Annotated in this window: 15 protein-coding genes and 3 pseudogenes; 9 read left to right on the top strand and 9 right to left on the bottom strand. The window is 73.1% G+C overall.

Features of this window, described 5'->3' with window-relative positions:
- Positions 1–117: 117 nt before the first annotated feature.
- From QSK45_RS11405 to QSK45_RS38455, 3 genes and pseudogenes are all read right to left on the bottom strand, one after another.
- Positions 118–1,515, bottom strand: a complete 1,398-nt coding sequence (locus QSK45_RS11405; RefSeq protein WP_285555770.1) for a DNA-binding protein — start codon at positions 1,513–1,515, stop codon at positions 118–120.
- Positions 1,516–1,732: 217 nt separating this feature from the next.
- Positions 1,733–2,004, bottom strand: a pseudogene (locus QSK45_RS38450) (nuclear transport factor 2 family protein); the annotation flags it as partial.
- Positions 2,005–2,037: 33 nt separating this feature from the next.
- Positions 2,038–2,370, bottom strand: a complete 333-nt coding sequence (locus QSK45_RS38455) for a hypothetical protein (protein ID WP_490993545.1) — start codon at positions 2,368–2,370, stop codon at positions 2,038–2,040.
- A gap of 73 nt (positions 2,371–2,443) precedes the next feature.
- Here QSK45_RS38455 and QSK45_RS11420 point away from each other — a divergent pair.
- Positions 2,444–3,078 (top strand): annotated as a pseudogene (locus tag QSK45_RS11420) (LysR substrate-binding domain-containing protein); the annotation flags it as partial.
- Positions 3,079–3,160: 82 nt separating this feature from the next.
- Here QSK45_RS11420 and QSK45_RS11425 read toward each other — a convergent pair.
- Entirely contained in the window at positions 3,161–3,718 is a 558-nt protein-coding gene (locus QSK45_RS11425) for an RICIN domain-containing protein (protein ID WP_285555774.1), read from the bottom strand.
- Between the two features lie 435 nt (positions 3,719–4,153).
- On the opposite strand from QSK45_RS11425, the gene QSK45_RS11430 reads away from it, so the two are divergent.
- Complete coding sequence (locus QSK45_RS11430; RefSeq protein WP_285555776.1) at positions 4,154–4,837, top strand: adenosylcobinamide amidohydrolase; 684 nt, start codon at positions 4,154–4,156, stop codon at positions 4,835–4,837.
- Between the two features lie 565 nt (positions 4,838–5,402).
- On the opposite strand, the gene QSK45_RS11435 is transcribed toward QSK45_RS11430, so the two are convergent.
- Positions 5,403–6,878 (bottom strand): MFS transporter, encoded by a 1,476-nt coding sequence (locus QSK45_RS11435; RefSeq protein ID WP_285555778.1) that lies wholly within the window; start codon positions 6,876–6,878, stop codon positions 5,403–5,405.
- A 249-nt stretch (positions 6,879–7,127) separates the two neighbouring features.
- Here QSK45_RS11435 and QSK45_RS11440 point away from each other — a divergent pair, with 249 nt between their 5' ends.
- The 5 genes from QSK45_RS11440 to QSK45_RS11460 all read left to right on the top strand — a co-directional run bounded on the left by QSK45_RS11440 (position 7,128) and on the right by QSK45_RS11460 (position 14,121).
- The gene (locus QSK45_RS11440; protein ID WP_285555781.1) at positions 7,128–8,084 is read left to right on the top strand and encodes a helix-turn-helix domain-containing protein; all 957 of its coding nucleotides are present in this window, start codon (positions 7,128–7,130) and stop codon (positions 8,082–8,084) included.
- Positions 8,085–8,496: 412 nt separating this feature from the next.
- The gene (locus QSK45_RS11445) at positions 8,497–8,736 is read left to right on the top strand and encodes a hypothetical protein (RefSeq protein ID WP_285555783.1); all 240 of its coding nucleotides are present in this window, start codon (positions 8,497–8,499) and stop codon (positions 8,734–8,736) included.
- Positions 8,729–9,457 carry a hypothetical protein gene (locus QSK45_RS11450; RefSeq protein WP_285555785.1) on the top strand — a complete coding sequence of 243 codons (729 nt, stop codon included), beginning with the start codon at positions 8,729–8,731 and terminating at the stop codon, positions 9,455–9,457. Before QSK45_RS11445 ends, QSK45_RS11450 begins: the two co-directional genes overlap by 8 nt.
- Positions 9,458–9,540: 83 nt before the next feature.
- Positions 9,541–11,106: a serine/threonine-protein kinase gene (locus QSK45_RS11455; RefSeq protein WP_285555787.1), complete on the top strand. Its 1,566-nt coding sequence runs from the start codon at positions 9,541–9,543 to the stop codon at positions 11,104–11,106.
- A 1,254-nt stretch (positions 11,107–12,360) separates the two neighbouring features.
- Positions 12,361–14,121, top strand: a complete 1,761-nt coding sequence (locus tag QSK45_RS11460) for a protein kinase domain-containing protein (RefSeq protein ID WP_285555789.1) — start codon at positions 12,361–12,363, stop codon at positions 14,119–14,121.
- A 44-nt stretch (positions 14,122–14,165) separates the two neighbouring features.
- Here the strand turns inward: QSK45_RS11460 and QSK45_RS11465 are convergent, their stop codons facing one another.
- The 4 genes and pseudogenes from QSK45_RS11465 to QSK45_RS11480 all read right to left on the bottom strand — a co-directional run bounded on the left by QSK45_RS11465 (position 14,166) and on the right by QSK45_RS11480 (position 17,586).
- Positions 14,166–14,744, bottom strand: a complete 579-nt coding sequence (locus QSK45_RS11465; RefSeq protein ID WP_285555791.1) for a hypothetical protein — start codon at positions 14,742–14,744, stop codon at positions 14,166–14,168.
- A gap of 452 nt (positions 14,745–15,196) precedes the next feature.
- Positions 15,197–15,295 (bottom strand): annotated as a pseudogene (locus tag QSK45_RS11470).
- A gap of 101 nt (positions 15,296–15,396) precedes the next feature.
- Positions 15,397–16,407: a DUF2804 domain-containing protein gene (locus QSK45_RS11475; protein ID WP_285555792.1), complete on the bottom strand. Its 1,011-nt coding sequence runs from the start codon at positions 16,405–16,407 to the stop codon at positions 15,397–15,399.
- A 369-nt stretch (positions 16,408–16,776) separates the two neighbouring features.
- Positions 16,777–17,586: an NAD-dependent epimerase/dehydratase family protein gene (locus QSK45_RS11480; RefSeq protein ID WP_490993546.1), complete on the bottom strand. Its 810-nt coding sequence runs from the start codon at positions 17,584–17,586 to the stop codon at positions 16,777–16,779.
- A gap of 153 nt (positions 17,587–17,739) precedes the next feature.
- On the opposite strand from QSK45_RS11480, the gene QSK45_RS11485 reads away from it, so the two are divergent.
- Both QSK45_RS11485 and QSK45_RS11490 read left to right on the top strand, forming a co-directional pair.
- Positions 17,740–18,660 carry a 5-dehydro-4-deoxyglucarate dehydratase gene (locus QSK45_RS11485; RefSeq protein ID WP_395484823.1) on the top strand — a complete coding sequence of 307 codons (921 nt, stop codon included), beginning with the start codon at positions 17,740–17,742 and terminating at the stop codon, positions 18,658–18,660.
- On the top strand, positions 18,657–19,925 hold the full coding sequence (locus QSK45_RS11490; protein ID WP_285555795.1) for a glucarate dehydratase family protein: 1,269 nt from the start codon (positions 18,657–18,659) through the stop codon (positions 19,923–19,925). Before QSK45_RS11485 ends, QSK45_RS11490 begins: the two co-directional genes overlap by 4 nt.
- The last annotated feature ends 117 nt before the right edge of the window (positions 19,926–20,042 follow it).

A 20,042-nucleotide genomic window follows, 5' to 3' on the forward strand; every position in this document is an offset into this window, starting at 1 on the left:
CGGCGGAGAGACCGAGGCCGCGGCCCGCGCTCGTCACGTTCTGCTCGCCCGCGACGGCGTTCCGAGTGTCCGACACGGGGACCTCCTTCCCGGAACAAGGGCGGTTGCCGGTGGACGTCAGATGCCCAGCGCGCGGCGTACGGCCGCCGCGTTCCGCCGGGAGACCGGCACCATCTCCCTCGTCCCGTCGTCCATGACCAGGGACAGCTCACCCTTGGAGCCGCGCTCGACCTCCCGCACCCGCCCGAGGTTGACCACGTACCGCCGGTGCACCCGCAGGAAGCCGTCGTCCGCCAGCTCGCCGTCGAGCTTGTCCAGACTCGAACAGGCGGCTCGCAGGCGTCCCTGATCCGTGCGGAGCCACACGTCGTTGCCCCGCGACTCGGCGGAGGAGACCTCGGCGGGCCGCAGCAGCACCATCCGGTTGCCGTGCACCGCCACCAGCCGGCGCGGTCGCACCGCGGGACGCGCGGTGTCCTCCGCCCCCGGCACCCGGGCCCCGTCGGAGGGGCCGAACGAGACCAGGTTCCCGATCAGATGCCCGGAGGAGAAGACCGGCCGGATGCCGATCGACGTCGGCTCGTCGCAGGGGTGGCCGTAGATCTGCGTCGAACCGACCCAGCCGGGATCGTGCGCCGCCTGCCCGGCGGCGTGCCGGCAGGCCGCGATCAGTTCCGGCAGCCCGGGGTTCCAGCGCAGCGTCGGGTCGATCGCCGGCGTGGCGGCCGGGACGCCGAGGAGCACTCCCGCCAGGTCGTCGGCGATCACCACCCGGCCCGCGGCGTCCAGCGCGGCCAGCGGCGCGCGCGAGTGCGTCCGGGCCCGGGTGTAGGCGGCGACCAGTTCGGCGCCGCTGTCCCGGGCGCGCCGCTTGAGCGGGTGCTGGGCCATGACGGCCGCGTGCGCGAGCCAGCTCGCCGCGGAGGCGGGGAGCCGGCTGTGCCAGCAGCAGATGCCGAGGACCGCGATCGGTTCCCTGGTCACCACGTCCCGTACCGCGATGCCCGCACAGCCCCAGTGGTGGAAGGCCCGGCACCAGTGCTCCGGACCACTGATCGGCACCGGCCCGTGCGCCTCCAGCGCGGTCCCCATGCCGTTCGTCCCGGCCGCGGACTCGGACCAGCAGAACCAGGGGGCCAGCCGGGACTCGTACGCCTTCGCCAGCGTCGCCTGGTCACCCCACTCGGCCAGGATCCGGCCGGAGGAGTCGGTGACCGTGACGACACCACCGAGCCCACCGACCTCGTGCGCCACCGCGGCCGCCCGGAAACCCAGCTCGGCGAAGACCACGTCGTGCTCCGGTGGATGACCCGGCTGCGCGACGGCCACCGGGGCCTCGGCGAGATGTGGATCGACCCGGTACTGCTCCCGACAACGATGCCAGGAGACCGCCACCAGAGGCCGAACCCCCGGGACCCGGTCCTCCCCCCGCACGAACCGCTCCCACGCCGCCAGCACGGCGCAGTCCCCGGGATCCGCCGACATCGGCTCGGCCAGCCGAGATACATCCCTCATGGTTCAGAACCACCCTAGGCCCGTCCCCGGCACCTGAGTTCCACTCCTTCACCGCAAACCCGTGTACGACACACCCTAGGTACCCGCGCGGCCGCGCGCACGCCCCCTCGGGACGAGGTGCCGGGCACGGGCGTTCATCGGGCGGGGTGCCGGTGACAGACTTGTTGGCGATGCGCCATCCGCCGTCGCCGCGGACCAGCAGGAAGACGTCCGTGATCGTGTCCGCGCCGTGCCGGAGCGTCATGGTCGCGGTCGCCACGCTGCCGTGGACGTCGACGGCGTCGACACGGCGGGACCGGGTCGACTCGTCCGGGGCCGGCCGGCCCGGGAAGGGTGCGCAGACTCGTCCAGTCCCGACCAGACGAACGCGCCGTCCCGGATTCCCTCGATGTGCCCGGTGGGCAGGAACGCGTCACGGAAGTGGGCGGGGGCTCCGGTGGCGTGCCCGCGGATGTACGCGCGGAGCGGTTCGAGCACGGCGTCGTCCACGGCGGGGGCGTGGTGGTGACGGCGATCTCGGCCTCACGGGGGACGGGGGCGCCGGTGCGGGCCAGGCCGTGCGCAGTGCGAGGGGGTTCCGGACGCGGATGCCGCGCGGGCCACGTCCATGCCCGGCGCGCCGGGCAGGGACGCCGCCGCCCAGACGGCCGGTTGAGCGGAGCGCGGGGGACGCTGACGGGCCGCGAACCCGCCCAGCCGGCCGCGTTCGAGGACATCCGGCAGCTGGGCACGCGGCGGGCCGGGGGCATCGGCACGCCGCAGTGCGCCACGCGGGGCGGGGGCGGCGCCCGCGAGGCGGTTGCCGGCGATCAGCTCGGTGCCGGCTGCGGCGGGGACGTCGTCGACGTGGCACACGGTGCCCAGCGTCTCCCGTACCGGGCGGACTCGGCCGAGCACCTCCCGGCTGCCGGCGGCGAGTATCCCCTACGACCGTCCGCTGACCGTCGGCGCACGTCCTCGCTCGCGGCGGGCGTCGTTCCCGAGGCCGTCCGGGACCTGCTGGAACAGGCCGGTCCCCTCAGGTGGAGTCTGCTCCCCGGCCTGAGCGTCCAGCCGCACCATCGGGTGGTCACCGGCGCACTCGACCTCGCCGTCGTCACCGACGCACCTCCGGGCCTGCCCCACGACCCCCGCGTGGAACGCCGATTCCTCGGGCTGGACGACATGGTCGTCGTACTGCCCGCCGACCACCCGCACGCCGGGCGCGGCCCCGTGCCCCTCCAGGCGCTGGCCGACGAGGTCTGGGCCGAGGACAACGACGGCTCGGCGGCACTCCTGCGCGGGCATGCCGCCCGGGTCGGCGTCGGCGTGCACATCGACCTCACGGCGGCCGATCTCCCCGGCGAACTGGCCCTCGTCGCCACCGGTCACGCCATCGCGCTGGTGCCCGGCGTGCTGACCCGCGCCCTGCGCGGCGACGTCACCACCGTGGACCTCGTCGATGCCCCCACCCGCGGTATCCGTACGGTCGTCCCGCGTCGTGACCCCCACCCCGCCGCGGCGCCCCTGTGCGACCGGCTCGCGACCGTCTTCCCCGCCGTCCGCCCGGAGAGGGCGGCCTGATCGCGCGGACCACCGCGGACGCTTTGTTCTCCGGAGCCGGACGGGGTGCTCGCGGCCGGTGCGCGCGAGCACCCCGACACCCTTACCAGCTGCTGTCGTTGGGGGTGATCCGCCACAGCCTGTCGTCGCTGGGGTATGCCGTGTCGAGGTGCAGGGTGTCCCAACTGCCGTCGTTGTAGCGGTTCAGAGCCACCGCCAGCCTGGTGTCCACCTTGGGCCGCCACAGCCACCAGCGGGAGTTGTTGTCGTACTCGGGACGCAGGACCCATCGCTGCAGATCCGAGCCGTCGCAGCTCCGTACGACGATGGTGGTGCCCCGGGTGGGCGTGGCGGAGGACGGCTGGAGGCACTTGCCGGCGGCGCGGTTCTTGAAGGTGAGGGTGTAGCCCGCGTTCTCCCACCTGCCGTCGACCTCGTCCCAGGCCTCGGTGCTGTACCGCCAGCCCGGGTCGCGCAGGGTGATGGCGGTGGCGCCCTCCCCGGTGGAGTTGCCGAGGAGTGCCAGGCGGCCGCCGTCCGACTTGTTGACCAGGTCCTGGTCGGCGCGGTCCGCGGCGGAGGCGGAGCCGGCGAGGGCGCCGACGAGCGCGGTGGCGACCGCCGCGCACAGGGCGGCGCGGGCGAGGTGGTGCTTGGACATCGTTCTCCTTCGAGCACGGATCTTCCGGCGGGGCCCGTGAACGGACTCGGTTGTGAGGTCGGTCGGGTTGCCGACCGTGTGCTCACGTTCGCGGAGAGAGGGAGGCAATGTCGGGTAAACAGCGGATATGGCGCAAAACGGTGTTCGGCGGACATCGCGCGCCACGCCTGGGGAGTCTTCCACGGCGCGGGCAGAAACGTTGCGGCGGTGAGAGGTCCGCCGGGCCGCCCACCCCGCGCGACGGCCGAAAGACGATCACACCCGTGGGTGACGCCCGGAATGCGGCGGAATGCGGTGCGGTCGACGCGCCGACTCGTCTCGGTCCAGGGGCAGTCGCGGTCCTGGCCCCTGCGCAGGTACTCCTGCGCGTACTCGAAGCACTGAGGTGCGCTCGGTACGATCATCAGCGCCATCCGCCCGGAGGAGTCCAGCTCAGTGACCGTTGCCCCGCCGTCGTCCCGCGCCGCCGTCGGCGTCCTTCCGCTGGAGACGCTGACCCGCGTCGAATGCGACGAGCAACTGTCGGCCCTGCTCTGGCGGGCCGGTGCCGGCTGGCGAATGATCAGCAGCGCGGTCCTCGGCGGCGGCATCGGCGAGCGCTCCTGGGTCCTCAACGCCCAGGTCTCGCACGGCTACAGCCGCACCGACCCCGGCGACCACCTCGCAAGCCTCGCCCACGACGCCGGAGCACAGGGGCCGGGCGTGGGCCTGATGACGGCCGCCGACGTCCTCCGTCACGGCCACGCGCTGGACGGCGGCGTCGAGGCGGTGGTCACCGCGGGCCTCGGTGTCCACGGCTGGGCCGCCACCCCCACGCCAGGCACCCCCGTGCCGCCCGCCCCCGGCACCATCAACATCATCGTGGCCGTCCCCGCCGCCCTCACCGACGCCGCCCTGGTCAACGCGGCGACGACCGCCACCGAGGCCAAGGTCCAGGCTCTTCTCGACTCCGGCTACGACTGTTCGGGCACGCCCACCGACGCGATCTGCGTCGCCGCCCGCAATCCCCGACCGGGTGAGGAACCCGAGGCGTTCGCAGGCCCCCGCTCCCTGTGGGGCGCCCGGCTGGCCCGCGCGGTCCACTCCGCGGTGTGCGCCGCCGCGGCCGGCCGGCGCTGATCCGCCGCCCGACGGCCGCGGTCACCCGCCGGGGCCGGGCCGCGCCGCATCCGGATCGGACTCCCGCGCGGCGGGGCCCCGTCGACACATCGGGTGCGGGACGGCCGCAGCGGTGACCACGTGAACCCTCGCCCGCTGCCCCGCTGCCCCGCTGCCCCGCTTTCCGTACCCTGCGTCTCCGCCGTCACGGGGGCGTCGCGGTGGGTCGTGCCGGATGAACCGCGAGACGGGACCGCACCGCTGTCGCCGGGGAAGGGCGGCGGCTCCGGTGTCCCGGCCGCGCCCGATGGGCTGACCGGGAGGTGCCGTGCGGAACGCTCTGCGCGCTGTGCACCAGAGTCCAGCGGGAGTGGCTGCCGGGGGAGGCGGGCTGCGGTTCGCGCATGACGTGCCGGTGGGGGCCGCGGAACGGGAACGAGGCCGATGCCCGGCAGAGGCCGCACCAGGTCCTGCCCGCCCCGTCCGACGCGGCTTCGCGGAGCGACCGGTCCCGCCGCGTGCTCGGCCGCGACACCCGGGCGACGTCATCGCGGTCGCCGCCGGTCGGCGGACCGCGAACGGGGTGTCAGTCGCGCGGCAGGAGGAGCCGCGAGAGGACGGTGGTCACGAGGAGCAGCGCGGCGACGGCCAGCAGCCCGAGGCGCATACCGGGAAGGGAGAAGCCGTCGCCGGCGCCGGACAGCAGGCTGCCGAACAGGGCGACCGCGAGGGCACCGCCCAGCTGACGGAGGGAGTTGAGCAGCCCCGAGACGGTTCCCGCGCGCTCCGCCGGGACCGCGTCGATCAGCAGCGCGGTCAGCGCGGGCACCGCGAGCGCCCCGCCCATGCTCAGTGGCAGCAGCAGGACCAGCACCAGCCACACCGCGGTGCCCGCGGCCAGCGGCAGCATGGCCAGCATCGCGACGGTGAAGACCAGCTGGCCGACGACGATCACCGGCCGCCGCCCGATCCGCTCGGCGAGCCGCGGCGAGACCAGGTTCGTCGCGGTCACCACCGCCGACATCGGCACGAACATCAGCCCCGCCGTTGTCGCCGACATACCCCGCAACTGCTGGTAGTACAGCCCGAGCAGGAAGATCCCGCCGTAGAAGGCGGCGTTGACGGCGAAGCCGACGGCGAGCGGGACGGCCACCCGGCGGTCCTTCAGCAGCGCGGGCGGGATCATGGGCTGACGGTGCCGGGACTCCACGAGGCGGAACACGAACCCCGAGACGACGGCGAGCGCGGCCGCGGCCAGCACGGGGAGGCTGGTCCAGCCCAGGTGGCCGCCCTCGATCACCGCGACGGCCAGCCCCGCCAAGGCCAGTACGGCCGTCAACTGCCCGGCGCCGTCCAGTGCGGCGGGTCGCCGGGGCGAGCGCGGCACCCGGGCCAGCAGGCCGAGGATCACCGCCCCCACCGGGAGGTTGAGCAGGAAGACCGCCCGCCAGCCGGCCGACTCGGTGAGCAGCCCGCCCAGCACCGGGCCGGCGGCCATCGCCACCGAACCCCCGACGGTCCACAGCGCGATGGCCCGCGCGCGCTCCCTGCTGTCCTCGTGGGCCTGCCGGATCAGGGCGAGCGAGGCCGGCATCACGACCGCGGCTGCCCCGCCCTGCGCCACCCGCGCGGCGACCAGCACACCGATGCCCGGCGCCAGCGCGCAGCCGAGGGAGGCCAGGGTGAACAGGGCGACGCCCCAGGCGTAGGCGCGCCGCGCGCCCGCGCGGTCGGCGATGGCACCGGCGGAGAGCATCAGGGCGGCGAACATCAGCGTGTAGGCGTCCACCACCCACTGCAGCCCGGCCATCCCGCCGTCGAGGGACGCCCGGATCGCGGGTAGCGCGATGTTCACGGCCGACACATCGATGGTGATCACGGTGAACCCGAGCAGCGAGGCGACCAGCGCGACACCTGCCCGTCCGGGCGAGGCGGCCGATTCGCCGTCCGCCGCCGGCCGGGCCCGGTCCGGCCGGCGGCGCCGCACCCTCGGCGCGGGCCGCTCGGGTTCGCGCACCCGGGCGGGCGCGGCGGACGGTGAGGACAGAGGGGTGCCCGGCATGGTGGCCTCCTGGACGATCAGGCATCGGTCGACGGTGTCCGTCGGGGACGAAAGGGCGGGCGGCCTCGGACGACGGGACCGCGGTCCGGTGTCACGCACCCCCTGGGCCCGCGCCGCCGGGCCGCCCGCTCCTGATCCACTCTGGGCCCGCCCGCCCCGGTGCGGCAGACCGCGCCGAACCCGGGGTGTGGTGTTCCTGGCCCTGACACGGCCCCCCAACGCCCTTGTGCACCTGTCACAATTGACCGAATGGCAGCGACAACAGACGTGCGGGGCACCGAACTCGGCAGATACCTGAAGGCCCGCAGGGCGCAGATACGCCCGGAGGACGTCGGCCTCCCGGCCGGCGCGGGCCTGCGCCGCACACCCGGGCTCCGTCGTGAGGAGCTGGCCGCGCTGGCGGGCGTGAGCGTGGACTACTACATCCGCCTCGAACGCGGCCGGGAGACCAACCCCTCGGCCGCCGTCGTCGACGCCCTCGGCCGCGCCCTGCGGCTGCGCGGCGACGCCTACGAACGGCTGCACGAACTGGCGGAGTTGGCCTCGGGGCGGACCTCCGAACTGCCGGCCTCCCCGGACCACACCGTCCGCGACTCGGTGCTGCGCATGCTGGACTCGGTGCGCCCGCTGCCTGCCTACATCGTGAGCCGGTACAACCGCGTCCTGGCCGCGAACCCACCGGGACGACGGCTGCTTCCCGGCCTCTGGGACTGGCCGGAGGAACAGCGCAACCTGACCCGCTACCTCTTCCTCCACCCGGTGGGCAGAACGCTCTACGAGCCCTGGGAGGACACCGTCGCCCTCTCGGTGGCCCACCTCCGGGCCGTCGCCGGCGCCGATCCGGACGACCCCGAACTGACCACTCTCGTCGGTGAACTGGTCCTGAAATCACCCGAGTTCGCACGTCTGTGGGAGCGATACGACGTCTGTGAGCGCGGCGGCGGCCAGAAGAACTTCCGGCACCCCAAGGTCGGAACCATGACCCTGACCTACGAGGTCATGCGACTGGCCCGGACCGGCGGCCAGCGGATGGTCGTCTACCAGGCCGTCCCCGGCAGCGCCGACGAGGAAGCCATGCTCCGCCTGGAATCCGGGGCGCGTCCCTCGTCGAGCGACCCGCGGGCCGGCCAACCGGCCGGCGAACCTTCCGGGTCTGGGGCGTCCGCCGCCCGCCGCGGTGCGTCCGGGGGACCCGACGCCGGCTGACCGGCGGGCGGCCGGCGCGCGGCGTCCGGGGCGTGCCCCGATGGCTCCCCTCCAGTGCCCCTTCCCGCAGATTCCGCATGTGCCGCGCACCGGTGCGACGTCGGCACGCGGGTCCTGTCCGCCGAAGCCCGCGTCGCCCCGCACCACCTGCGATCCGGACACGCACCGACGAGGACCGGACCCTGCCGGCCCCGCCGGAGGCCGAGGCGGCGAGGGGGCGGGTGAGGACGGCTTCGACCAGGTCGGCGATGCGGTTGGTGCTGGACCACCATCCGAAGCCCCTTGACTGCCAGACGGCCCTCACCCGGCGCGGCCAGTCGCCCACCAGCCGGTTCCGGTCGGTGCGGTCAAGATCGTGGTGCGCCACGACGAAACGGCAGACCGGGGGCTTCTCCTCCCGGCACTGGACGCCGTGGCCGTAGCGCCGCGGCAGGACCTCGCAGCCGACCGCGTTCGTGAGGAGGACGAGTTCGAGGCCCGTGCCGACCCCGTCCGCCGTACGATCCCGCGGTTCGAGCAACTGGTGGACGTCGTAGGGCTGGTCGACGCCCGCGCTCCCCTGGTGAGCGCGTCAGGCGTCATGCCGGGAAACCCTGCGGCGGGGAACCGCGCCGCCCGGGGATACTGGGCCGGTGAGCAACGCCATGGCTGAGTACGGAGCGGATACCGGGCAGTTGGAGCGAAGGGTCTACCTCGGCCTGCGCGAGGGCGACCTCGACCCCCAGGACGTCGTCGCCCTCGCCTGCGAACTGCTCGACCGTTTCCATCACACCGACGCCATCGTGGAGGTCGTCGAGCGCAGACCGGCCGAGGTGCCGCCGGCGGAGATGACCGCGCTGGCCCGGCGCATCCTGGACGATACGGGTTTCGATCCCGGCTTCGACCTCGCTCCCGAGCGTTTGGAGACGCTGCGCGCCGCGCTGCGCATCGTGGCCCGTGACCTGCCCACGCGCGGGATCGAGGGCGAACCGGAGATCGAGGTTCTGGAGGACTGGTTCCCGGTGGGAGCCGGTGTCCGCCTTGCCGACGGCGAACGGCTCAACTGGGGCGGTCCCATCCTGCCGGACATGTGCGACGACCCGACCACGGCACTGACCAGCCTGGCGATCCTGATCCAGGAGAGCCTGCTCGAACGGACCTGGCAGGTCTGGCCGGTGTGTCCCCGGCATGACCTCGGCGTCCACGGCTCGGAGCGGGAGCGCGAGGTCGTGTGGTGGTGCGCGGGCGATGGCGGACACACGCTGGCGCCGGTCGGCGAACTCGCGCGCGCCCTCGGCCGCCGTCGCCCCAGGCAGGGCCGGCGCGCAGTGGGTTTCCAGTGGTGTCGTAGCGGAGCTGACGGAAGCGGCCCGTGCGGCACGGGGAGGACCTGACAGCGCCCTCGGAATCCCGGATGTCGCGGGTGGCGCTCCGCGCCGAGTGCCATGATCGAGGTGCTCGGGGCACAGTCGCACAGGTGAGTCCACGACGGGAGGACGCGGTGGAGGGCCAACTTCTGGGAGGCCGGTACCGGTTGGTCCGGCAGCTCGGCGAGGGCGGCATGGGCGAGGTCTGGGAGGCACGGGACGAGACGCTGGACCGGCAGGTGGCTGTCAAGGTGATCTCCCTGCTCGCCGGCGGCGGAAGCCGTGGGGACGAGGCGCGCGCTCGCTTTCTGCGCGAAGCGCGGATCACAGCCCGGCTGCAGCACCCGTACGTCGTGACCGTCCACGATCTCGGCGAGAGCAGTACGCAGCGAGGCATCGCGCCCTTTCTGGTCATGGAGTTGGTGCGCGGCGAAGGGCTCGATGTCAAGCTCCGGGAAGGCTCCGTCGACCTGGCTGAGGCGGCCCGGTGGGGTGCTCAGATCTGTGACGCCTTGGGTGACGCACACGCTCACGGCATCATGCACAGGGACATCAAACCGTCCAACATCCTCGTCACGTCCGCCGGAACGGTGAAGGTCCTCGACTTCGGTGTCGCACGCGCCGCCGATCCCTACGCGACCGCCGACCGGCTCACCCAGACCGGCTTCATCGTGGGCACGCCCCCGTACATGGCGCCGGAGCAGGCACGCGGCTACCCGGAACCGAGGAGCGATCTGTACGCGCTGGGCTGCCTGCTCTTCGAGCTGGTCACCGGCAGGCTGCCGTTCCAGGCCCCGGACAGTGTCGGCTATCTGACGGCGCACCTGAGCCAGCAGCCACCCGCGCCCAGTTCCGTGGCCGCGGGTGTGCCGGAGGCCTGGGACGCTCTCCTGCTCAGGCTCCTGCGCAAGGATCCCGCCGAGCGGTATGCGAGCGCCGCCGACGCCGCCCAGGCCCTGCGGGGGCTCGCGGACGCGCCCGAGCCCGCCCCGACGGCCACCGCGCCGCTGACAGAGGGTTGGCCGTCGCCGTCCCCCGGTGGCCCCACCAGGAAGCCTGTGGCGGGGCGGAACCGGATCGCGGTTGCGGTCTGGTTCCTCGTCACGCTGGTGGCCGCCACGGTGACCACGGTCAATATCGACGGAGTCGACGACGGTCGCGACGTGGCCAGCGGCGCCGGCGCGGTCGCCGTCGCCACCGGGGGGCTGATCGTGTGGTTCGCCGTGCGGGCGCGACCCCGTTGGCAGGCACGCATGGCTCTGCCGCTCCGGTTCCTCCCCCCGGCGCTCCTTTTCTGCGCCTACGCCACGGTGGTCGCGGCCGACCTGGCCGACGACGCGTCCGTCGGCGGGATCGACGGGGGCTTCTGGCTGTCCGTCGGCGGGATCTCCACGCTCACGCTGGTGGGCCTCCTGGCCATGGCCGCGGCCCTCACCCCCCGGACGGGACGCCGGACGCGCGGCATCGGCTACACCCTCGTCGGTGTCAACGCCGCCGCGGTGGTCGGCACGTTGACGACGATGCTGTCCGGTCATCGGTTCGGTTTTCAGTACGTCCCGTTCGTCTCACGGCAATGGGCCCTGTTCGCCGTGGGCATGGCGGCCATCGCGCTCTTCTGCACGCGCGAGATCACGACGCGCCGGGCCGGTTCGGCGGGCTTGACGGAACACCGCTGAGCACCACGACGAGAACCGGTTCTCCGCGTTCCTCCCGCTGATCGCCACGTGCCGCCGGGAGGTGCCGGACGACCCGGTTCGAAGCCGCCCCGATCGCTGCCCGCGCGATAGGTTCCCGGCGCACCACGCGGGCCCGGCACGCCGGAGCGGACCGAGCCCCACGACGGGGGACGACGCCGTCCGCGACGTAGTCACCCGCCGGCCGGGCTAGTACGTCCGGGCCGACGTCGACGCCTGGCTCGCCGGCGCCTTGGCCACGCGCCGAGGGAACGCCCGCGACCCGGCCGCCCGCGAGTCCGGTGCCGGCCTTCCGCCTCCGCCGGTCCTCGCGCACGCCGCGCCGCTCGCCGGGATCGGCCGGCCGGCGTTCGCGGCCCGGCTCGCCACCACCGGACCCGAGGCCACCGGTGACCTCGCCGCGCTCCTCGCCCCCCGCCAGGTCGCAGCGCAGGACGCGCACGGCACACTCCGGTCTCACGCACCGTTGCCCACCCAGCGGCCTGGCGACGGGCGCGGGGTTATGCAGACCTGCCGCCCGTGAACGACCGGGCATTGCGCCCGGCCGAGCGGTGGCCGGACCTCTCATCAGCGTCTCCGACGGCACTCCTCGGGCTCGGTGACACCACCCCCAGGTCATCCGTTCGACAGGGGGCAAAAGTCATGCCGGGCCCGGAGGCCAGCGGCCCTCTTGCAGGACCGCGAAAAACATAACGGGGCTGGGGCAGGCGTTGCCGGGAACACCCATGACGTCCGGGGGCGGGTCCCTCCAGGGAATGGGGTGGTCGCCGCGCGGACGGCCGAGGGCCGGGGCGGCCACGGTGAGGAGCCAGAACGGCAGCACGCCGCCCGCGGCGGCCAGGATGTGGAGCACCAGGTGTCCACGGGCGGTGCCCTTGGCATGCGGCCGGACCTCGGCACGGCCGGTGCTGCTGTCGGAGTCGCTCTCGCCGGCGAGGCCGGCGGCCTCGGACCCTCCATCTCCTGGCGGGCGCGGCCGAGTCCGGCGCGGACCTCGACGACGAATGGGGCGGCGAAACGGTCGCGCGCTCCGATCTTGACCACCGGCGGGGCGCCGGTCGTGGGACCGGTCCGAGGGGGACACCTGAGCGACACAGCCGCGTCGGGAGCGAGCGCGTCAGCCCTGGCGGGATCGAGCCGCTCCGCGAAACCACCGGTCCTCTGGCGCCGTCGCCACTAACCTGACTGGTTGTTCACGCGCCCTGCGGCGCCCGTGGGGAAGGGAGACGCCCAGCTGTGTTACCGCTGCGGGAGCACGATCCGGAGCAGATAGCGGACTACCGGCTGCTTGGCCGGCTCGGCGAGGGCGGGATGGGCGTGGTGTACCTCGCCCGGTCGTCGAGGGGGCGGATGGTGGCGGTGAAGTCGATCCGCACCGAACTGGCGGCGGTCGCGGACTTCCGAACCCGGTTCGCGAACGAGATCACCGCAGCCCGGCAGGTCGGCGGGGACTGGACGGCCGCCGTACTGGATGCCGACCCGCACGCGGAACGGCCCTGGGTCGCCACCGCCTACATCCCCGGGCCCACGCTCGCCGACGTGGTGGACCAGCACGGCCCGTTGCCGGAACGGTCCGTGCGCGGCCTGGCGTCCGGACTGTGCGGTGCCTTGGCGGACATCCACGCCGCCGGGCTGGTCCACCGCGATCTGAAGCCCTCGAACATCATGATCACGATCGATGGTCCGAGGGTGATCGACTTCGGCATCGTCCGCGCGCTGGACGGCCTGACGAGCAGCGGACTGACGTCCACCGGATCGGTCGTCGGCACGCCCGGGTTCATGGCCCCTGAACACATCCGCGGCGAGCGTCTCACCCAGGCCTGCGACGTCTTCTCGCTCGGCGCCGTGCTCGCCTTCGCCGCCAGCGGACACATGGCCTTCGTCGCGCCCGAAGGTCAGGCCCACGCCGTCATGTACCGCGTGGTGCACGAGCAACCGGACCTCACCGGCGTCCCCGAACCACTCCGCCCCCTCATCCGGGACTGCCTGGCCAAGGACCCGACCACCCGGCCGTCCGTCCACACGCTCCAGACCCGGGAAGAGACGCAGTACCGTCACCTCGAACCATGGCTGCCGGCCGCCGTCCTGGCCCGGTTGGGGCAGGACGCGGCACAACTGCTCGAACACGAAGACCCGCACACCCGGGTGACCCCCGACACCACCCCGGCTCGCACGCCTCCGTCGCCGGACGCGGCGGTGACCGAGCCGGCCCGGCCGGTCACCGCTCCGGTCACCATCCCCGACATGCCGCGGCAGCGGTCCGCCCCCGCACGGGATGACGGGGAGCCCCGGCCCACGCCGGCCGAAGAACGCAAGGGCGCGAACGGCTCAGATCCCGCCACCGTCGCCGTGTACGCGGCGCTCGCCTTGTTCACCGCGGTGGCCACGAGCACAGCCTTCCGGCAGATCTACCTGGTGCTCACCCTGCACGGAAATGACGCTTACCAGTACTGGGACGGCGGACCCGCCACCGACCTCTGGGGGAAATCCCAGATCGTCTCCGGAGCCGTTCTCATCGTGTGCTGGCTGATCTGGTTCGCCCGAGCGCGCGCCGTCGCCGAGCGCTTCGCTCCCGGGCGGCTGAGATACCACCCCTCCATGGCCGTCCTCGCCTGGTTCATCCCCATCGGCAATCTCTACCTGCCCAAGCAGATCGCCAACGACATCTGGCACGCCTCCAGCCCGCCCGCCCAGGCCGAGATCACGGCCCCGGCCACCAGACTCGACCTCTGGTGGAGTCTCTGGCTGGCCGCATTCGTCACCTGGCCGGAATTCTGGAGGACGTGCCACTGGAACAGGGTCGACCACAGCGACTGGGCCGACAGACCCCACGGCGACTACACCTTCAACACCACAGGATGGACGGCCTTGATCCTCCGGCTCCTCGTCATCCCCACGGCCGTCGCGGCTGCTCTGTACATCCACAGGCTGACGACCTTGCAACGCGCACGTCTCGGCGCCTCGCCCGCAGCATCCTCCCCCCAAGCCCCGCCGTGAGCCTGCGGGCGCTGCCGCTCATCACCTGATGTGCCGGAGGCGGGCTACCACTGGCAGTGGACGTGGGTGCTGTGGCCCTTGTCGCCGGGGCCGAGGACCAGCGTGGCGCCGAGCTTGCGGCACGCGTTCATGAATCCGCGGTGATCGGCCTTCCTGCCCACGTGACGGCCGTTGATCCAGGTGACGTCGACCGCGCGGCCCGCGTAGTGCTTGGAGCCGCGGCTGTGCTCTCCGCCGACGAACTCGGAGATCTCGAACCTGTAGTGGTACTGGGTGCCGAGCTTCAGGACACCGTTGAGCATCCGCGTGTCGAGCGCGACCCGGGCACCCTTCTCGTGACCCCACGGGCTCGTCCTGGCCAGGCGCCCATGGGAGACGTCGACCAGGTTCTGCTTCGGGAGGGACGCCTTGTCGGTGCCGCCCACGTGCGCACTGGCGTAGGTGATGCCCTTCGTGTTCAGGATGGAACGGGCCAGCCGAGCCGACTCGCTCGCCGGCTTCGCGGGCGCGTGGTGCCGGGCGGCTTCGCCGTGCTTGCCCGGGGAGGGCGCTGCCGCGGTCGGCCCGGCAGCGAGAGCGATGGCCGAGACCGTCGCGGCGGCGCAGACAGCGAGACGCTTCATCGATGGGTCCTCATTCCTCTGTGGACGGCGGAACTACTCAAGAGGAAAGCAGGTGACCAGGCCGTTTCCGGCAGCCCGACGGAGTTCCCACCTGATCGAGGTACCCGCGCGTCAACGCCTCGTCCACAGGGAGACCACCAGGAGTGAGCCGGGTCGCTCCGCGACGTGCGGACCCGTCCGGGACGGCGGGCAGTCCGGTTCCGCCGCACACAGGGCGGGGCGATCGCCGCCGGACACGCCCCTGCGCGGCGGCCGGGCACCCCCTGCGCCACATGTCCGTTCGCCGCGGCGGTACGAGAACAGGGCCAGGAAGCCCGCGCGTTCGCGGAAACGACAAGGTCGCGTTCGCCGTCGCTCCTGGCGTCCTCGTCGGCCCGGTCCGGCGCGGCGCCTGACCCGTCGTGGCCAGTCGTACGGAGCGGTGCGTCCCGTGGCGCCGGGTCACACCAGTGTGGCGGAGAGGGCAGGATTCGAACCTGCGTGGACCCTCAAGGGGTCCGACCTCGAGACGCGCTCGCCGGTCCCCGATCAACCGCTCCGGGCACCTCTCCTCGCTCCCGGTCCCCGGTCTCCCCGGGCCCGTTCACGTGAACAAGAGTGGCAGGACCGTCTGACGGGGGACTGACGCGTGCCTGACGCGGTGCCGCACGGTCTACAGGCGGGCCTTCATGCTTTCGCAGACCCCGTGCACGTCCTCGATCTCGATGTCGCCCTCGGCTCCGCGGAGCACACCGCGGTAGTGCCCGAAGAGCTGGAAGTAGTCGACCGCGAAGAGTCCGAGGTTGTGCTTCACCTGCTTGCGGCCCTCCGGCTCGAAGACGACGTCGATACGGCCGTCCCGGGAGGCGATGTGCCAGGGGGCCGACGGATCGGCCGACGCGGGCTCGAAGACCACGCCGCCGAGGGGCTCGCACCTGCGCGGGGTCCACAGGCAGGACTCCTCCGGCTCGCCGGGCAGCTCGGGCCGGGCCGCGAAGTTGGCCCCGACGACCGGGCCGGCGTCCGTCAAGGTCGCGAAGGTGCCCCAGAGCCAGTCGGTCCGGTACGGGAGCAGCGAACGGTGCTCGTCGAGGATCGCCAGGTCGCGGGTGGGGTCGAAGGCGATCTCGGCGTCTCCGACGTGGAGCACGCCGGAGACGGGGAAGGCGGCCTTGTGGGTGTACATGCTCCCCCTCGGCAGCCGGGAGCTGACGGAGAGGGGAGCGGTGGCCGCCATGGCGTCGAGGTCGAGCTCACCGCGGACGGCCGGGGCCTTCGGCGTCGCCGCGATGTCCAGTTCGATCCGGTGCCGCGCGGACGCGCGGGAGAAGGAGCAGGCGATCCGGTAGCCGTCGCGCTCGAAGAGGCAGGCACTCTCCAGGAGTTCGGCGGGCAGCGTGGGGCTGCCGCCGGACGCGTTGGCCGCGTGCTGGTGGAGCACGCCGCGCGTCCGGTCGTAGGCGTAGATCTCGGAACTGGCCAGGTAGTGCGCGTCCTGGATGATCAAGGAGGAGTACCAGTCAGGATGCAGCAGCGTGAAGCCGACCCATTCCTTCAGACGCAGGCTCTTCACCCGGCGGGTGAAGCCGGCGTACATGTCGAGGGGGTTGGCGACAGCGGGCCGGTCCGGCAGCCGGCCCCAGTGGCGGACACCGTCCTGGACCAGGCGCTGAGGGGTGGACATGGCGGGTAGTTTTGCCCAAGGCGTCGCCACGGGTCAACAGCCCGTCAGCAGCGGCCGCCGGTGCGTCGCGACAGCCGTGAGGGGCTCGTCCCGCATGCTTCCCCGGTGCCTCCCACAGCCCTTCGCGGCCACGGCGCCGGGCCGACGATGACGTGGACCAGACGGGGAAGGCCCGGACGGCGGCGCGGACCGCGGCGTCGACGTCCTGCGCGCTGGACACGGGGACCGGGTCGCCGACGGGCTCACCGGTACGCGGGCTGATGCCCCGCAGCGGGGCGGACGTCATGTCCCTCATCGCTCGGACCTCCGGGTCGAACGGGGCGGTCGGGACGGAACCGCACGGAAGGGAAGGGAGCCGGGTGCCTGGCGTCAGTCGTCCGCGGCCGCGTCGAGATCCGGCGAGCAGAAGGCGCCGCCCAGGTAGATCTCGTCCAGCGGGTCGTGGCGGCCCGCGAGTTCGCCGGCGAAGCGTTCGGCGTCGTCCAGGGGCTCGTAGCCGAGGGCGCGTGCCTCGTCCAGCGAGAACCAGCGGCGGGTGTTGTCCGAGACGCCCCACACCACACGGAAGCCCGGGGAGGGCGCTGCGATGAGCGCCTCCATCAGGCGGGCGCAGTCGTCGGGGGAGAGCCAGGTGGCCAACTGGCGGGTGGCGATGGGGCGCTCGAAGCATCCGCCGATGCGGACGCAGACCACGTCGAGGCCGTAGCGGTCGTGGTAGAGGCTGCCCAGGGCCTCGGCGGCCACCTTGCTCACGCCGTAGTAGGTGTCGGGGCGGGGGAAGAGGTAGTCGGGAGCCTCGCCCCTGCCCCGGGGGTGGAAACCCACCGCGTGGCTGCTGCTGGCGATGATCACTCGGGGCACACCGGCCCGGCGGGCCGCCTCGAGGACCGTACGCGTGCCGTTGATGTTGATGTCGAGGATCTCGTCCCACGGCCCCTCGACACTGAGCCCGCCGAGGTGGATCACCGCGTCGGCTCCGGTGAGTGCCTCGCACATCGACGGCAGGTCCGTCACCGACACCCGTGCGGTCTCCACGTCCTCGCCCTCGGCCGCGCCGGGCACCGGCGCCACGTCGAGCAGCCGCAGGGTCCGTCCCGCACGGGCCAGCCGAGGACGGAGCAGGCCGCCGACACCTCCCGCGGCCCCGGTGATCACGATGCGCTGGGTCACTCGCCTCATCTCCTCCGTAGCGGTGGTGCGGCGGCCGGGCGCGTCCCGGACCGTCTTGACCGTGCTCCGGCCGAGTCTTACAGTTCCAAGGCAAGTTCGCAAATGTGGAGCGTGTCTGCATATGTAGACAACATGCAGGCGACGGAGGAGTGCCAAGTGCCCATGTTCGACGGCGTGCTGTTCTTTCCGGTGACGCCCTTCACGGCGTCCGGACAGGTCGACGGGGAGGTGCTCGCCGAGCATCTGCGCCGCGGCCTGGCCGCCGGCCCCGGAGGGGTCTTCGTCGCCTGCGGTACCGGCGAGTTCCACGCGCTGAGCCCCGACGAGTACGGCGAGGCGGTGCGCACCGCGGTGCGCACCGTGGCCGGCCGCGTCCCGGTGTACGCCGGCACCGGCGGCCCCCTGCCCCTGGCCCGCCAGTACGCGCGCATCGCCCAGGACGCGGGCGCCGACGGCCTGCTCCTGCTGCCGCCCTACCTGGTCCAGGCCCCGGCGGCCGGACTCGCCGCCTACACCCGGGAGGTCGCCGGGTCGAGCGACCTGCCGCTCATCGTCTACCACCGCTCCAACGCCCGCTTCGACGCCGCCACCGCCGCCGAGCTGGCCCGCCACGAGAAGGTGGTCGGTCTCAAGGACGGCGTCGGCGACCTCGACCGGCTCTCCCGCATCGTGACCGCCGTGCGGCACGAACTCGCGGGGACCGGCAAGGAGTTCCAGTTCTTCAACGGCATGCCCACCGCCGAGGTGACCGTCCCGGCCTACCGCGGCATCGGCGTCGAGCTGTACTCCTCCGCCGTCTTCTGCTTCGCCCCCGAGATCTCCAACGCCTTCTACCAGGCGGTCGAGAAGGGGGACGCGGCCAAGGTCGAGCGGCTGCAACGGGAGTTCTTCCACCCCCTCGTGGCGCTGCGCGACCTGGTCCCCGGCTACGCCGTCTCGCTGGTCAAGGCCGGCGTACGCCAGCAGGGCCTGGACGTCGGCGGGGTGCGCGCCCCGCTGGTCGACCCGGCCCCCGAGCACCTCGACGCCCTGCGCCGGATCACCGACGCGGGCCTGGCCCTCGTGGAGGACAGCACCCGATGAGCGACGCGATCCGCATCACCGGCGTCACCGTCACCCCCGTCGCCTTCCGCGACCCTGCCCTGCTCAACGCGGTGGGCGTGCACGAGCCGTACGCGCTTCGGGCCGTCCTGGAGGTCCACACGGACCAGGGGATCACCGGCCTCGGCGAGACGTATGCCGACGAGGGCCATCTGCGCCGGCTGCGGCAGGCCGCCGACGCCCTCGTGGGCCTGGACGTCCACCGGCTCGGCCGGATGCACGCCGCGGTCGCGGCCGCGCTCGGCGGGGACACCGGCAGCGACGGCCACGGCCTCACCGGCATGATCACCACCAGCAGCACGGTGGACCGGGTCTTCTCGCCGTTCGAGGTCGCCTGCCTGGACATCCAGGGCAAGGCGGCCGGGCGGCCGGTGTCCGACCTGCTCGGCGGCGCCGTGCGCGACGAAGTGCCCTTCAGTGCCTACCTGTTCTACAAGTGGGCCGCGCACCCCGGCGACGAGGCCGACCCCTGGGGCGAGGCGCTCGACCCCGAGGGCATCGTCGCGCAGGCCCGCCGCATGATCGACGAGTACGGCTTCTCGGCCATCAAGCTCAAGGGCGGCGTCTTCCGGCCCGAGGAGGAGATCGAGGCGGTCCGCGCCCTGCGCGAGGCCTTCCCCGACCGGCCGCTGCGGCTCGACCCGAACGCCGCCTGGACGGTGGAGACCTCGCTGATGGTCGCCCGTGAGCTGGACGGCGTCCTCGAGTACCTGGAGGACCCCACGCCGGGACAGGAGGGCATGGCCGCAGTCGCCCGCGAGGCGCCCATGCCGCTCGCCACCAACATGTGCGTGGTCGCCTTCGACGAACTCAGGCCGGCCGTGGCCCTGGACGCGGTCCAGGTCGTCCTCTCCGACCACCACTACTGGGGCGGCCTTCAGCGCTCCAAGGTGCTCGCCGGGATCTGCGACACGTTCGACCTGGGCCTGTCCATGCACTCCAACTCGCACCTGGGCATCAGCCTCGCCGCCATGACCCACCTGGCGTCGGCCACGCCGAACCTGACGTACGCCTGCGACACCCACTGGCCGTGGAAGAGCGAGGAGGTGGTCGTCGACGGCGTCCTGGAGTTCCGCGGCGGCTCCGTCGCCGTGCCCACCGGCCCCGGCCTCGGCGTCGAGCTCGACCGCGACGCGCTGGCCCGTCTGCACGAGCAGTACCTCTCCTGCGGCCTGCGCAACCGCGACGACACCGGTTACATGCGGCGGATCGTTCCGTCGTACGAGAAGAAGGTCCCCCGCTGGTGAGGCGTCCGGCCTTCCGGTGGTGAGAGCGGCGGTGCCCCGTCGGTGACACCGGCGGGGCACGGAGGAACGGCCGAGCGCCCGCCGGCCGGGCACGGCGTGTCCGGGGGGCTTCGGCAT

Origin of the sequence: Streptomyces hygroscopicus subsp. hygroscopicus (genome assembly GCF_030269125.1) — a bacterium.
In the GTDB taxonomy this organism is placed as follows: domain Bacteria; phylum Actinomycetota; class Actinomycetes; order Streptomycetales; family Streptomycetaceae; genus Streptomyces; species Streptomyces hygroscopicus_C.

Bases quoted from the DNA above. Each gene is read 5' to 3' on its own strand.
- QSK45_RS11490 (WP_285555795.1), top strand. From the start codon at position 18,657: ATGAGCGACGCGATCCGCATCACCGGCGTCACCGTCACCCCCGTCGCC.
- QSK45_RS11405 (WP_285555770.1), bottom strand. From the start codon at position 1,515: ATGAGGGATGTATCTCGGCTGGCCGAGCCGATGTCGGCGGATCCCGGG.
- QSK45_RS11465 (WP_285555791.1), bottom strand. From the start codon at position 14,744: ATGAAGCGTCTCGCTGTCTGCGCCGCCGCGACGGTCTCGGCCATCGCT.
- QSK45_RS11425 (WP_285555774.1), bottom strand. From the start codon at position 3,718: ATGTCCAAGCACCACCTCGCCCGCGCCGCCCTGTGCGCGGCGGTCGCC.
- QSK45_RS11485 (WP_395484823.1), top strand. From the start codon at position 17,740: ATGTTCGACGGCGTGCTGTTCTTTCCGGTGACGCCCTTCACGGCGTCC.
- QSK45_RS11450 (WP_285555785.1), top strand. From the start codon at position 8,729: ATGGCTGAGTACGGAGCGGATACCGGGCAGTTGGAGCGAAGGGTCTAC.
- QSK45_RS11475 (WP_285555792.1), bottom strand. From the start codon at position 16,407: ATGTCCACCCCTCAGCGCCTGGTCCAGGACGGTGTCCGCCACTGGGGC.
- QSK45_RS11440 (WP_285555781.1), top strand. From the start codon at position 7,128: ATGGCAGCGACAACAGACGTGCGGGGCACCGAACTCGGCAGATACCTG.
- QSK45_RS11480 (WP_490993546.1), bottom strand. From the start codon at position 17,586: ATGAGGCGAGTGACCCAGCGCATCGTGATCACCGGGGCCGCGGGAGGT.
- QSK45_RS11435 (WP_285555778.1), bottom strand. From the start codon at position 6,878: ATGCCGGGCACCCCTCTGTCCTCACCGTCCGCCGCGCCCGCCCGGGTG.